This is a genomic window from Colwellia psychrerythraea, assembly GCF_000764225.1.
In the GTDB taxonomy this organism is placed as follows: Bacteria; Pseudomonadota; Gammaproteobacteria; order Enterobacterales; family Alteromonadaceae; genus Colwellia; species Colwellia psychrerythraea_D.
On record NZ_JQED01000015.1, the window covers coordinates 1 to 14,220 of the forward strand.

General features: G+C 35.4%; 13 protein-coding genes. 6 read left to right on the forward strand and 7 right to left on the reverse strand.

The annotated features are described in order from the left end of the window. Positions 1 to 140: 140 nt before the first annotated feature. Positions 141 to 1,421 carry a site-specific integrase gene (locus ND2E_RS14535; RefSeq protein ID WP_223303565.1) on the forward strand — a complete coding sequence of 427 codons (1,281 nt, stop codon included), beginning with the start codon at positions 141 to 143 and terminating at the stop codon, positions 1,419 to 1,421. Between the two features lie 236 nt (positions 1,422 to 1,657). Here the strand turns inward: ND2E_RS14535 and ND2E_RS23580 are convergent, their stop codons facing one another. From ND2E_RS23580 to ND2E_RS14505, 7 genes are all read right to left on the reverse strand, one after another. Continuing rightward, positions 1,658 to 1,816 (reverse strand): YgjP-like metallopeptidase domain-containing protein, encoded by a 159-nt coding sequence (locus ND2E_RS23580; protein WP_081961997.1) that lies wholly within the window; start codon positions 1,814 to 1,816, stop codon positions 1,658 to 1,660. Positions 1,817 to 1,953: 137 nt separating this feature from the next. Next, positions 1,954 to 2,172, reverse strand: a complete 219-nt coding sequence (locus tag ND2E_RS14530; protein WP_033093164.1) for a helix-turn-helix domain-containing protein — start codon at positions 2,170 to 2,172, stop codon at positions 1,954 to 1,956. Between the two features lie 625 nt (positions 2,173 to 2,797). Next, positions 2,798 to 3,136: an ArsR/SmtB family transcription factor gene (locus ND2E_RS14525; protein WP_033093165.1), complete on the reverse strand. Its 339-nt coding sequence runs from the start codon at positions 3,134 to 3,136 to the stop codon at positions 2,798 to 2,800. A 193-nt stretch (positions 3,137 to 3,329) separates the two neighbouring features. Continuing rightward, complete coding sequence (locus tag ND2E_RS14520; RefSeq protein WP_052056350.1) at positions 3,330 to 4,214, reverse strand: DMT family transporter; 885 nt, start codon at positions 4,212 to 4,214, stop codon at positions 3,330 to 3,332. Further along, a complete protein-coding gene (locus tag ND2E_RS14515) occupies positions 4,204 to 4,770 on the reverse strand; it encodes a c-type cytochrome (protein ID WP_052056352.1) in 567 nt (188 codons plus the stop codon). Before ND2E_RS14515 ends, ND2E_RS14520 begins: the two co-directional genes overlap by 11 nt. Next, a complete protein-coding gene (soxC, locus tag ND2E_RS14510; RefSeq protein WP_263281876.1) occupies positions 4,757 to 5,968 on the reverse strand; it encodes a sulfite dehydrogenase in 1,212 nt (403 codons plus the stop codon). Before soxC ends, ND2E_RS14515 begins: the two co-directional genes overlap by 14 nt. An 826-nt stretch (positions 5,969 to 6,794) precedes the next feature. Beyond that, positions 6,795 to 7,085 (reverse strand): ArsR/SmtB family transcription factor, encoded by a 291-nt coding sequence (locus ND2E_RS14505; RefSeq protein WP_033093166.1) that lies wholly within the window; start codon positions 7,083 to 7,085, stop codon positions 6,795 to 6,797. Positions 7,086 to 7,209: 124 nt separating this feature from the next. Between ND2E_RS14505 and ND2E_RS14500 the strand changes: the two genes are divergently transcribed. The 5 genes from ND2E_RS14500 to ND2E_RS14485 all read left to right on the forward strand — a co-directional run bounded on the left by ND2E_RS14500 (position 7,210) and on the right by ND2E_RS14485 (position 13,308). Then, positions 7,210 to 8,124 (forward strand): permease, encoded by a 915-nt coding sequence (locus tag ND2E_RS14500; protein ID WP_223303566.1) that lies wholly within the window; start codon positions 7,210 to 7,212, stop codon positions 8,122 to 8,124. 87 nt (positions 8,125 to 8,211) lie between these two features. Further along, the gene (locus ND2E_RS0121375; protein ID WP_052056356.1) at positions 8,212 to 8,961 is read left to right on the forward strand and encodes a thioredoxin fold domain-containing protein; all 750 of its coding nucleotides are present in this window, start codon (positions 8,212 to 8,214) and stop codon (positions 8,959 to 8,961) included. 503 nt (positions 8,962 to 9,464) lie between these two features. Continuing rightward, positions 9,465 to 10,712, forward strand: coding sequence for a hypothetical protein (locus ND2E_RS14495; RefSeq protein ID WP_150113727.1), 1,248 nt, complete (start codon positions 9,465 to 9,467; stop codon positions 10,710 to 10,712). A gap of 364 nt (positions 10,713 to 11,076) precedes the next feature. Further along, entirely contained in the window at positions 11,077 to 12,228 is a 1,152-nt protein-coding gene (locus ND2E_RS14490) for a hypothetical protein (RefSeq protein WP_033093168.1), read from the forward strand. Positions 12,229 to 12,243: 15 nt separating this feature from the next. Next, positions 12,244 to 13,308, forward strand: a complete 1,065-nt coding sequence (locus tag ND2E_RS14485) for a hypothetical protein (RefSeq protein ID WP_033093169.1) — start codon at positions 12,244 to 12,246, stop codon at positions 13,306 to 13,308. Positions 13,309 to 14,220 lie beyond the last annotated feature (912 nt).

The window sequence follows — 14,220 nt, forward strand, 5'->3', positions numbered from 1 at the left end:
TGCGAAAAAAACTAAATTCCTTGACTGATGCCGATCACTCAAGTTAGATTTTACTGAGGTCTACTGGCAGACAAAAAAGTGATCGGCTTGAATGGTATTGAGCGATCGGCATCATAGTATTACGCAAATGTAAACTTCCTATGATAATCACTGAGGCAGGAATGTTTGATTGGAATGCAAACGCATTCCTTACCCATGTAGGAGGTGGACCAAGCGTATATAACATAAAGCCTCTTGCAACCACGGTTGTTAAAAAGGCGTACAACTTAAATTTATTCTGCTCTTTCATAGAGAAAGAAAACACCAGTATTTATAACATAAATGATAGTAAGCTATATGAATATGTCGATCATCTCAAAGACAGGGGGATATTTGACGATACGATAATAAAACATGTCAGGATCGCTCTTGAGTACATAACCTATTCATCGAATCGACAACCAGAGGCGATGTTAGCCACCTCTGATGAAGAAGACATCGGTAGTTACAAAGTCCATTATCAGAATAAGAAGGTAAAAAGGGGCGGTGTTGAAAGGCCGTACTTAACTCATCACTGTCTTAAAGGCTTAATTCATATAAGCAATGATGTAGACTATATTCGCGACTTTGAATTAGAGATGTGGATCGATGCGATAAATAACACCACTTACCACCCAGAAGTTGATGAATTCCTCATAGGCAGATGGCAAGCATTCACCACTTTACTAGATATAACTGGCTCTAGAATTACCGAGGTACACCAGATTACAAGGTCAATGATTAAACTTGCTGCAAAAAACCTACTTAGTAGCAACAAGCAACCTATAATTAGAAATATTCCTATTTTAAAGGGGAAGTTCAAAGGTAAAAAGCGTGAAGTAACAACAACTAAAGAAGACATTCAGGTTCTGCTTTGGCACATTGAAATGGTAGAAAACATGTTTCCTGAAATTAGCCATGATGCAATATTCGTTGATTTAAGAAACGGAGCCGCACTCAAAGCCACGTACTTAAAAAACTATGCCAAAAAAGTTATCAACAAGAGCAAATACTGCCCCGATCTCAGACATATTAATAACCACTCATTTCGACACAGATTTATTACCCTAAACATAGCTAAATCCATTAAGAAGCTATCTAAATCTGGCAGTTTTCATAACATTTTAACCGTTGCTGCAAATGCATGCCGCAAAATCACTATGCACGCATCCAATGACACATTATCAAGGTACATTCACCTCGCTAATGAAATTGATGAAGCTTATTCAGAACAAAGTGTTAAGGGAAACTCAATCCCAACCCAGATTAAAGTTAGAGTAAAAAACATGATAAAGGTCGCAGGATTTTTGCAGTCTGATGATATTGGAGAAAAAGAAGCATTAGACTCTTTCATAAAAACCTTATCTGAGCTTCATAGACTTTTTATTAACAATCATAATTGAATTGGCCAAATTAGCCCCGTTTCAACTAAAGTTAAAATTCGAGCAAATAAAATGATAACAATTACAGAGTCACATAGATCTAATCTAATGCTATTGGAGAGAAAGAAGCACTAAGTTCCCTGCTATCTACGCTCGATGAATTATGTAGGATAAAATCACTTTAGAGACACCGGGCAACTCACAGAATTTACAAACTCATCTCTACACCATTAAACTTCAACTACGTTTTCGCTTCTTCATAATTTGGCATTAATTATTTCTACAGTTAGCCAAAACCAAGGGGAGTAATTATTATGTTCAAGGAGTGCTAGTTCATAAACAATAACGTAACCCAAAACACTTAATGGGAGCATCGCGCACTTCCAGTGAAAATTAATCACTTTCTTTAGGCACATGAGCCCCAGAGATTAATATCACAGACTTTGAGGTACATGCTCCCTAGCTTTTTTTTTGATAATTCTCAGTATTTATTTTTCAAAAGCGATAAGTGGGGATATAAACAGGTGTAGATATTTAACTTATTAATTAAATTTTATTTGACCATTTTAGGTAAGAGGTCTTCGGGCTCACATTCTAGTGCTGCAGCTAAAAGATATAATTTATCTATAGTGATATTTACTTCGCCTCGATCAATCCTACCAATATAACTGCGATCAATTTGACTCTTTACTGCTAGTTTATCTTGAGATATTCCTTTAGCTGTTCTTACTGAACGAATTTTTTCTCCGAATCGTTTAGATAGTTCACTCACTAGAAAATTCCTAAGTAAATGAGCGACTATTTCATATTGCGGATTATAATATCACAGAGTATAATCCCACGGATTATAATCCCACACAATAAAACCTATTGTTTTACATATTTTTAGGGTGAACACATGAAATTGGATCGGCTATTGGTTCAGATCCTATCACTACCAAATTTTGACGCATACGCACTTACAAGCTTAGTCATAAAACCTCCATAAAACATACCTATCGATAGGTAATCTTAATAAAGGCATTTTAGCATGTCAATATCAAGAACCTAAACTTTCGCTTTATTAGCGAAAGCTAATATCACAGAAAAGAGATTCTCAACGCATCCAAATTTGAGATGTTTCTATTAGAGATTTAGCCACTTTAAAGTCATAGCTATAACAACTGAATAGATTATACAGCCATATTCGTTACACTTGGATACATGAGGGGGTCAAAAATAAGAGCTAATAACAATTAATGCTTTAGTTATATACTTAATTAATAAAAGTACAATTGAGATATATGCACTAAGTTCTTGATCCAATTATCTAGAACAAACGTATCTCAAAACGGTTAACAATAGATAGAATATTTAATACTTTGCAAAAGTCAATAATAATATCGTTATTCAATAGACTAGATATTACTTTCAGATGTTTCAGACTCATTGTATTCACTAACTTCATCGTCAATACAACACTCTTCTTGTAAAAATGTAATAACTTTAAGCAAACTATGATATTCAACGACACAATAAAGCGTTGTTCCCTCTCTTCTTTGTTTAATTAGTTTAGCAGACGCCAAGCTCGAAACATGATGAGAAAGTGTAGAGGCAGGTATATTAAGCTCCTCCATTATAATTCCCACGGGAACACCTCTATAGCCTGATTTAACAAGTCTTTTAAAAATAGTTAACCTTGTTGGGTGGCCAAGCTCCTTCAATGCTTTAGCAATAGTTTCTACATTATTTATCATTACAATAAACCTTAATAATTATATATTTCTACAGTACCAGAAATATATAATTATTTAAATCCTACCACTGTACCTATTAGTCTTTTTAGACATAAAAGAGACAAATTTTCATATTATGATAATAAATTCATTAATGATTTCTCATCAGTATCTAAATCATTAATCTAGTTAGCATCTAAACTAACTAAAATTATCAGCGGCTTTGACTAGTAAGGTTTTCATATTCTTTCTTTTGAATTAATAGAAAGGACCCACCTAAAATCAACAATGAAGAAATTGCAAGTTCAGTAGTTAAAGGTTCTGATACCAGCATAACTCCACCAAAAGATGCCACAATAGGTACAAAAAGCTGGACCACAGCAGCTTGAATATGAGAGTAATATTTCATCGTCTTGTACCAAATGGCATAACCTAACGCGGAAGTAATTCCACCAGACATAATTGCGTAAAAAACACCTTCATATGAAAATTTCTCATTTCCATTATTCATCAACAAAATAATTACAACCATCGGTAACGTCCAGACAAAGTTCTGATAAGTTTGAAACAAAGGTTGTGTGCCTTTTAAACCGCTTATAGTATAAATCCCCCATGCAACTCCTGAGATTGCCATCAAAGAAATTCCGAGTATAGAGGCCGAGCTAGCATTTGGATCTAGTAAATACACAAACCCTAGAAATGCTATCATTGCACCTAGCCACTCTCTATTATTTAATTTACGACCATCTACCAACCCAAAAATGATAATAGTCAACTGGACAGCACCAAAGAGAATAACTGCACCAATGCCAGTTTCGACAGACTGGTATGCATAAGAAAGCGTAATAGCATAAATAAACAAGCTAACTGCACCCGTCCATGACTTTTTCAATACTATCGACTTTTTCTTCGTAGTTATTCTCATTATAAAATACAGTACGAAGGCCCCAGCAGTTAACCTGATGGATGTATAACTCATTGGATCGATCAAGTTGTCCTTCAGTGCTAACCTGCAAAATACAGAGTTTCCAGCAAAAGCAATAAGTGTTATTAAAGTTAATGCTATTACCTTAAAGAAATTCAAACTGTCACTTGCCATTATCTTTCTGCTCTTTCAACCAAGCATTTATTACAATTTTTTTATTTGGCATTTCAACTTTCGATAACGACTCTTTGTCTAAATTCATTGTTTTATTGGTGATACCATTTAGATAAAGAATATATGCAGTCAATGCATAAACGTCATTATTAGAAAGAGACTTAGGTGCATAATGCGGCATTGCTCTTCTGATATAATCATAGATTGAAGTCGCATATGGCCACGCTCCGACGGACATAGCTTCAAGCACATCTTTTTTCTCATCAATAAAACCTTGTTTTCCTACCAAACGAGGACCAGTTCCATTCTGGCCGGCTGCACCATGACATGCTAAACATTTCATGTTATAGATTTTTTCACCTTGAATTGCATTACCTGATCCTTCAGGTAGATTAATCCCATCAGGGTAAATTGTTAGCTTCCAATTATCAATTTCGGATTGAGTAAGAAGAGTTCCCCCTTCTGTTTTGATATTGTCTGCTGCAAATGTAAAACACGAAGCAACTGAGATACATAGAAATACGAGTTGTCTAATCAATAGGCTATACATATACATTTTTAACTCCTCCATCAGGGTTCACTAACCAAGCATTTATTGCGTTATAATGGTTGAAAGTGAAGTCTTCATATCGTGATTTCCATTCATCTCTACTCGGTTGTACATTGCCAAATTCGTCAGTAGCTCGGCTCATCAAGATAGTACCCTGACCATTCCAACGCCACGGAATAGTAAAACGAGTGAATGATTTAGACATCACTGGCCCTTCTAGATGTGCGGCAACCCAAGTTTTACCACTATCAGCTGACACCTCAACTTTCTCGATGCGCCCTCTGCCTGACCACGCCAAGCCCGCAATCTCGTATAGCCCTTTATCAGGCAGTTGTTGTGTTCCTGAAGGTTTCGTAATTATCGATTTCACTTCCATGAAAAATGTAAATTGATTAAGCTTTTTATCACTAGTGAATTCAGCATATAACGATTGTTCATCTTTACTTTGTGACGGTTGGTCGGTAATTTCCATTCGATGTAACCATTTTACATTCATGTTACCTTCATAGCCTGGTACAAAAAGCCTCATAGGATATCCTTGATCAGGCCTAATGCGTTCACCATTTTGGTACAGGGCAATAATCGCATCATCGTAAAGCTTTTCAAGAGGGACATTTCTAACATGGTTACCAGCATCAGCACCTTCGCACATTGCCCATTTACCTTTAGGATTTACACCTACTTCATCTAATAAATACTTTAGAGGAATTCCAGCCCACTCGGAACAGGATACTTGGCCGTGAATAGACGTGCACGAAGCATCAACAGGATCGCTACTTACAGCGTTAGCAGCAGAGTTTCCTGAACATTCAAGAAACTGAATACGGCTTACTATAGGGTAATTTAGAAGGGTTTCAATTGACCACTTCATTGGCTTATTCACAAACCCATGAATCAAAAATTCATGTGCTGCGGGATTGATATCAGGAATACCATTATGATGAATACTAAAATGTAAGCCGCTGGGAGTAATTGTACCGTTAAGTCTATCCAAAGGAGTGTGTGCACCAGTAAAAATTCCAGACTTATAAAAGCTCTCATTTGTTCTCTTTACAGCTGTTTCATATTGAGAGGGTAAACCATAATTGGAACTAGGCGCTCCTGGTATTTTCATATGATTAGGATAGGAGGGCTTCGCTTTCGCTTCAGTAGCTGACAATATTGGCGATGCAGCCATAACAGTTACAAATGAAGCACCACTCAATAAAAAACGCCTTCTATCTAAAATCCCTCCGCCACCAATTTCTACCAAATCTTTATTCGGTGGTCTTTTGTTGAATAAATTCATTTTTTCACCTTCTCAGTTAGTTACTTTAGCTAATATAGTTTCCCTTAGCTTTTTTTGAGTGTTATTTTTCCTGTTTGGGGCATACCAGAAAATTTCAGCTTATCCCCTTGAAACTCAATGAATACATGTTTGGTATTAAACTATTCAGTCCCACTAAGCCAAATTAAATCTTCCCTTCCAAAAGGCCTATTTCTTCCAGGAGCTTACCATAGACATTCGTATATTCAGGTAAGCTTATTAGACATGCCGTAATGCATGACCGTCCCTTCATATTCCTAATGCACACCGAGAATATCTAATTTATTTGCCAGATGATCTAATCAAGTTTCGCTACTCAATTTAAACATTTCATCAGCGCTTAAAGCTTCGCTTTATATTTTTAACTTCAAAAAATAGTTCCCCTGCATTCCAGGTATTAGGAAACGAAAGCATTTTTGAATAACTCATCTCTTAGTTGGTAGTTTTATCACATATGTCACGCCTATAATTCGATAAATCCAGTAATTAAGAATAATATTTCATTGCATTCGTCATGTAAAGTTATTTCTACATAATCAGAAATACTCACCGTAAGTTTAATATAGTGACTTTTTTATAATTAATCTTTTAATCTGAAAAATAACTAAATAATGGTATGAAAATCTAGACTTCGATTGACAGGCCATGCCTTATAAAGTGAATAGACGTTATCTATATTAAAAAACTCGAAGGCTGAGTTATACTCCTAATATTCAAACTGATATTATTGTTCACCAATGCAACACTCATCTTGAAGAAAGACAATAACAGAAAGTAGTTTTTCATACTCAACAACGCAATAAAGAGCACGACCTTCACGCCTTTGCTTGATTAAGCCAGCAGAAGCTAAAGCAGATATATGATGTGATAATGTTGAGCCAGGTACATTTAACTCTTCCTGTACAATACCAACAGAAACGCCTTGTTCACCTGCTTTTACCAGACGTTTAAAAACTGCCAACCTCGTTGGGTGGCCTAACTCTTTTAAGGCTTTGGCGATAACTTCAATATCCATAGCATACTCTCTTAATGGGTTTATTTTAACTATTATTCGATATTACTAGAAATATATTGACAGAGATACTTACTTCTTTATAATTCGAACAATCTAGAAATAACAAATTAATCGAGTGCATATTATGACAATCACACAACAAATGGTATTTGATACCTTAAACATGTTTGCTTTTTTAGCCGTGGAGCTAACTATACTTTTTTTACTTATCAGTTATATTGTTGGTGTACTGCAAGAATACATTCCACCCAGTAAAATTCAGAGTATATTAAGTAGCAAGAATGGTAGAGGCTATATCGTTGCTGGATTTCTTGGGGCAATCACACCTTTTTGTTCTTGCTCAACTATTCCTTTTTTGAAAGGATTACTTAGAGCAAAAGCAGGATTTGGTACAATGATGGTATTCTTATTTGCTAGCCCATTACTTAATCCAATTATCATAGGTTTATTTGCCGTCACCTTTGGTTTAAAAGTTACCGCGTTCTATTTTACTATGGCTATGGGTGTTTCAATTGCTGCGGGTTACTTATTAGAGTTACTTGGCTTTGAAAAGTATGTCAAACCTGAGGCCTACATTACGCCAGAGAATAAAGGTTGTGCAAGTAGCTGCGGTAATAGTGGTAAACCTATTAGCAAATGGACTAGGATTTGGAATAGTACATGGTCAGATTTTAAAAAAGTACTACCTTATTTAATTGGTGGTATAGCATTAGGCTCATTGATTTATGGATTTATGCCAACAGAATTTGTCGCCAGTGTAGCTAGTGAAAGTAACCCTCTTGCTGTTCCTATTGCCGCTGTGATAGGTATCCCTCTTTATATTAGAGCCGAGGCTGTAATACCACTAAGTGCAGCATTAGCAGCAAAAGGTATGGGACTTGGTGCAGTTATGGCATTAATCATTGGTAGTGCTGGCGCAAGTTTAACAGAAGTTATATTACTTAAATCCATTTTCAGGAATAAAATGATAATTGCCTTCTTAACAGTAATATTATCAATGGCAATAGGAGCAGGCTATTTATATACATATCTTTTCTAACTTCATTTGATTGGAGTGAACCAAAAAGTTTTTGATTTTAGAATCAAGAACTTTTTATTTATATTTAGACCAGTTCAGAGAATAGAAATGCAAAAAGCCCCCCTTTTAATATTTAGTCTGCTCTTATTATTTGTAGTAATTATTTTTCAAGACCAGAGCAATTCTTCAACAGATAATCTGTTAACTTTAATAAAATCTAAGTTAAAAAAAATCAATAGGAATTGGGATATAGTTCTAATCAAAAAAAGTCCTTTAGAAGGATTTTATCGAGCAAACATTCGTGGAGGAAAAGTTATTTATTATTCAGACACTACTGGCTATTTTTTCGAAGGAGATCTTTTTAGCATCTCACCTAATGGGATAGTTAATATTACAGACATCAACGCAAAAAAGAGAAGAAAAGATCTTCTTTCAAAAGTAGATATAGAAAGTACGATTGTTTATAAGCCCAAAGGGGAGGTAAAAGCCGTGATATACGTATTTATGGATGTTGACTGTGGGGCATGCAGAGATTTACACAAACAAACAACTTCGATGAATAAACTCGGAATAGAAGTGAGATATTTAGCTTATCCTAGAGCCGGTATAGATTCAGAAACTTATCAAAAAATGACAACAGCCTGGTGCTCAAATAAACGTAAAGAAAGCATTGATGAGTTAATGATAAACAAATATTCCCCTTTTAACTTGTGTAAAAACAGCCCCGTTAGCCGTCATTATGAATTAGGTGAATTGATGGGACTGAAAGGAACGCCTGGAATTATTTTAAGGGATGGCACATTACTTCATGGGTATAGAACAGCTGAAAAATTAGCTCAAGAATTACTTATTAACTAACAGGTAGAACTGATTTTACTTCATTCAAACTTAATTCCTACCAATGTTGATTTTAGCTTATGCTAGTATTCACCTAGTCTTGTAAATATGGCTGAAAACAGTAAAAGAAATAATTGCTTGTTAACGACCGCTATGAGCCTTAAGTTCAAATGATAAATATCAACACTCCTAGTATCCATGTTTTACCTAACTCGGTTTGTGCCCCAAACCGAGTTAGAGCTAACCGTCACTAATACAAAATCTCTCATCCTTTTATTAATAAAAAATCGACCTGAAAACAGTCAACAATGATACGAAAACGGACGTTAGCATTGGCTTTGCTAACGACAAGTGTTCCGACAAAACGATCATTGACATTTTTAAAGATTCAGATGATTTAGAGTGTTATTCTCTAATTCGGTGAAGGAATTAGTTATGCCACTATACCCTTTATGCCTCACTTTCTGTCTAGCAAATTATGGGAGTCTAGACTACAGTTATTTAATACAATAAAAGGGAGTGGGATGATGAGGTTTGGATACCAATTACTATGTGCAACATCACTTATCGTAGCATCAATAAATACGGCTCAAGGATTACAATACCAAGTTGAAAAGACTATTATAGAAGGAATGTCAGTGCCCGGACATGAAACTGTCACATCTATGGGTATAGACTGCTTTAATAAAGCATCAGGGGAATTTCCAACTAATTGTTTGCATAAACCGGCCTTTATTGGCTTATTAAATGAAAGGACAAATATAGATATACCCACAATACCCAAATTAAACGCACAAGAACTTTTAGATGCCTCATCTTTTCCTGATGATCCAGGACGTGTCGCTGCAACTTTTAAAGGTGGTGCCAAAGGCTTTTTTCTGAATAAAGAAAAATGTGAATTTAGACCATTTTATCAATTCGGCTTGGGTGGGAAACGACAGTTCTTTAACAATATTACGGGTGGATTATTCTGTAATTCTCATTATGGTGTTCTGCAATTTTGGCATGCTATGGCCTCACGCCCAATGCCATCAGAAAAAGCACCTATTGTTAACGACAGTCAAGTTGAACCATATCAGAATACACTTAATAAAATTTTAGGTTGGGCAGCATTTACCTATAAAATCTCAAGAGATAATAAAGCAACAATACTAAGAGAAGAGTTTTGCCCATATTTTACCAAGTTAAAACAAGACAGCTTGATGAAAGACATGGCATTAGCGTTTGTGCCGGACGAAGAAATAGATCTGAAATCTCAACAACAATTCCACTGTGAGGATCTTGATCCTCCTTTCAGAGTGCGCTTCATATTTAAACAACAATGTAATGGTATGTTTTCAGCGGCAAATTGTGATCCTTTACCTGATAATCAACAAGGTAACAGAAAAATTCAAATTGCTGCTTTAGGCTCTCTTGTTCATATGATTCAAGACTCATATTCCCAATCTCACGTTGTAAGAAATAAATATGATCCTTTAACTCCTGCAAGAATAGACTGCGCTCCTGTAAAGGCTTACTTAACTTACAAAGGTCAAGATCCAGACAAGCATGGAGCCTCTGATGTTTTCCCTCTAAGCATAAACCCAAATTGCTCTGCAAATATAATTGACGATCCGGTAACAGCAACAGCCAAGGTTCTTTGGTATGTGAATCATGCCGATGATAAAGCGGATGAACTAATCACTTACTTAAAAGTAAATGTGTTCAAATCTGCATACACCGATAACTCTTTAGCTCCAAACGCATCAGCGGGTGATAACTTCAAACTTTAATACATAATTGGATAATAATTGTTTAAGCCAAACTATCAAATGTTCAAATAAGTATATCAAGTGAATATTTGATGCCCAACTATGGGTCAAAAGAAAGCTTAATTGGGCTGTAGGACTTCTCCAAAAAAGACGTTTTCACATAGTTACTATTTTCATAAGTTACATTTATTTCTTAGAGAAAAATTATCAGTAAAGATTCAAGCCATATTAATTATTTCTTCAAAAGTGAAGTTTCCATTTAAAACCATTTCCTTCCATGATTATTGCTTCTTCACAAATTTTTAGGCGATCTATATAAAGTTGACTATAAGCCCTCCTTAACTAAACTAGGTTAAATATCAACCAATGATTATAAGGAAATTACATGGCAAAGCCAATCGTGCTTGTTATTCATGGTATGGGGACGCACCACATAAACCCTAACCTATCATCAGAAGACATTGCAAAAAACATCCAAGAAGATAAACAGGAAGAGAATTACGTTGTTATTGATCTTAATGGAAGAAGCAACGTTAAAACAAAGACTCAAAAAGAAATAATAAATGGTATCAAAGAAACAGCCAAACATTTCAAGTTTGATGATTATCAATTTGACCAAAAGGTTGATTTAAGAGAATTTAACTATTCCAAAGATCTTGATGATATTAGGCTAAATGACGCTGAAAAGGCTCAAGCCCTAATTGACCACTTACCTGTATTGAAAGGTTTAGGTCTTGGCCCTGAAATTGTAGCCAAAATGTTGGAAAAGTTAGCCGATTCTGACCAAGATAAAATGTTTTTTACACACTGGATGGATGTTGTCTATTATGGCTTGATGTACTGGGGTGAAAAAATTCGCGTTGATTTAGCTGTGATGCTCAATAACCTGCTTATTGAACAGCGCGATACAGGTGCAGATATTCATATAATCGCTCACAGCTTAGGCACAGCGGTGCTTCACGATACACTTGCCAAACTTTATCGCAAAGACGCAGATATTATGTCACATGTACCTCAACTTGATTTAGATGGTTTCAAGTTCGATTCGATTACTATGGTTGCCAATGTTAGCCGGTTATTAAATCTCCTGAATGGTATTGCAGATCCTCATCATTCTGTTGTCAATTCAGGACCTAATGGTTGCGCACTACGATTTTATAATTTCTACAACGAATTTGACCCCTTCACATGGTTCAAACACTGGGATACAACGATACCCACAGGTAATAAACATAGAGAGACAACGATACGTAACCCCAACACACACGATTTAACCGAATATTCAGCAGCACCATATATCACTTATTGTTGGATGGCGAATATCGCTAACGAAACAATAAATGGCGATGATTACAAAACAGCGATCGTTAAGCATAAAGAAACATCGCTGGATAAACCCTATGATGATATTAAAGAAGCGTATCAAATATTAATGAACAAACCTGAGCCTGTGGATGCATTCAAAGCGATAATAGCTATCTTTGAAGCAAGCAATGATGCGTATGACTTGGCCAAATCAATGCTTGAAGATTTTTAAAAAGGAATAACAATAATGATTAGGAAGATAACACTTTATTTCACGCTAGTATTAAGTTCGAGTTTGATGGCATATGACGATGATGATATTTGGTTATCTTGTGCTATAGACAAAGACAAAATTACTCAAAACTATACAACCCACCTTAAAGATTTACAGAAATTAGCTATTGAAGCGGCCCCAGTGCTGTGTAAACACGCATTACAATTAGTAGACGAAGACGTAGAAGCTATTAAAAATACTGTATATCCTTTTGCTAAGCAGGCACGTAAAGCTATGCTTGAAACATTTCCTGATAAAGATTTTTCAGGCGCATTGAAGTTTTCAGATGCATGGCGTGATCAAGTATTCAACTTTCAAGAGGACTCTGATTATTTAAATATTGTTCACTTTATAGAGCATGATGATCCTGATGATAGCAAAGATACGCTTACGTTCCAATTACCCCCATATGAAACAAACTTTAGTCAGTTAACTCTCACTTCAAAGATGAAAAATATCTGTAAAAAGGTACCCGGAGTTACCAAGTGCGAATTGGCCGGTGATTCCTTGAATAATGCGATAAAACCTGCTTTTATACCCTATCAGAAGGTAATTCTTGAGGATAATGGAAAAAAATTAGGGAAATTACAAAATCAGTGGTCTTCCTTTATGAAAGAAAGTCGTTATCAATTTCCATGGGAAGTCTGGGCTACCACAATTTGGTATAGAGATAAACTTAACGGCACTGCACTTGTTGGTCCTCCTGAAGCACAAGTCATATTTCTTCATCCTAGTCTTGTTCTAGAGCATCTTAACGATGCGAACAAAGGCGATCGGGATGATGTAAGCCTTGGCTTTGAGTGGATTGGCGCCAATTGGTGGAAAACTGGCCTTGGCCTTTCCTTCACCTCAGTTTATAAAGATAGGGATGACATCAGCACCGTAGGTACAGGCTTTACAGTTCATATAAAGAGTAAATACAGTGTTGGTTGGGTAAAACGTTCTGATGGTAATGATAGTTTCTTTTTTAATATTGATTTAGGCGAATGGTTTTTTGACGCAAAAGAGAAATATAAAAAATATCAAAAATACTTTTAAGGATATTAAAACTAGTACGGTATTGGTAACGAAATCTTGCTGTAAATAGCATGATGTAAATTCTGCTATTTACAGCAATTACGACAAGTCAGTATCTATTTTTAAATAATAAAATAGTGAAATACGATTATTCTAATTGCCAACTCTCTGATTCAATGAGCTCCATCTTGTAGCCTTTGTTTCCTTTTCACTCATGGAGAAACACTCTAGCAACCTCATTGGAGGTAAACTCAGCAGCTTTTGATAAGCCACAAATTCGCATTTTATCGGATAAGTAACGTCCATCATCAAGATGAAAGTACCACAGCCATTGTTGGTTCATTAAATAGGTTCTATCATAGTCAGCTGAAGACTGATTATTTAAATAACTATGTTTTATTTTATTGTGAAAAACATTTCGATGTAATCGAAAATACCTTCCTTAGCTGTTTCTCGTTCTATATATGTAAGCTTTGAGCTTAAAACAGCCACAAAAGTAAGCAGAAAGTCTTACCTAATATTGCCCTAAATATGCTCATGAATTTGCAGAGACTTAATGTCAGCGATAGGCTCTGAACTGCCATTAGTAACTCAAAAGCTAACTTCCGCTTATGGCTAGCTGATGTCATAAGGAGGCATTGATACTCGTAACCAACTTGCTATAAAATCTATCTAACTTTGTGCCCCAAACCGCCATAGAAACCTCGAAACAGGTGACTAAATTACATATACCTATTTATTGCTATTCAAATTTTAAAACTTTAAATTGATAAAACGAAGTATAAGAAAAGTTATTATATATTTTGATGATTTTTGTCGTCTTTGTGATAATAGTGAATATTTGCAAAGCGATTCAGTCTTATTATTCGTCGCATATCATTATTTATGACAAAGTTATTTATTGGCTTTATAGTAATACAGCGAACTTTTTTT

Excerpts from the sequence above, each read along its gene's own strand:
- ND2E_RS14485 (WP_033093169.1), top strand. The coding sequence starts at position 12,244 with ATGATTAGGAAGATAACACTTTATTTCACGCTAGTATTAAGTTCGAGT.
- ND2E_RS0121375 (WP_052056356.1), top strand. The coding sequence starts at position 8,212 with ATGCAAAAAGCCCCCCTTTTAATATTTAGTCTGCTCTTATTATTTGTA.
- ND2E_RS14490 (WP_033093168.1), top strand. The coding sequence starts at position 11,077 with ATGGCAAAGCCAATCGTGCTTGTTATTCATGGTATGGGGACGCACCAC.
- ND2E_RS14515 (WP_052056352.1), bottom strand. The coding sequence starts at position 4,770 with ATGTATATGTATAGCCTATTGATTAGACAACTCGTATTTCTATGTATC.
- ND2E_RS23580 (WP_081961997.1), bottom strand. The coding sequence starts at position 1,816 with ATGTGCCTAAAGAAAGTGATTAATTTTCACTGGAAGTGCGCGATGCTC.
- ND2E_RS14520 (WP_052056350.1), bottom strand. The coding sequence starts at position 4,214 with ATGGCAAGTGACAGTTTGAATTTCTTTAAGGTAATAGCATTAACTTTA.
- ND2E_RS14500 (WP_223303566.1), top strand. The coding sequence starts at position 7,210 with ATGACAATCACACAACAAATGGTATTTGATACCTTAAACATGTTTGCT.
- ND2E_RS14525 (WP_033093165.1), bottom strand. The coding sequence starts at position 3,136 with ATGATAAATAATGTAGAAACTATTGCTAAAGCATTGAAGGAGCTTGGC.
- ND2E_RS14505 (WP_033093166.1), bottom strand. The coding sequence starts at position 7,085 with ATGGATATTGAAGTTATCGCCAAAGCCTTAAAAGAGTTAGGCCACCCA.
- ND2E_RS14495 (WP_150113727.1), top strand. The coding sequence starts at position 9,465 with ATGATGAGGTTTGGATACCAATTACTATGTGCAACATCACTTATCGTA.
- ND2E_RS14535 (WP_223303565.1), top strand. The coding sequence starts at position 141 with ATGATAATCACTGAGGCAGGAATGTTTGATTGGAATGCAAACGCATTC.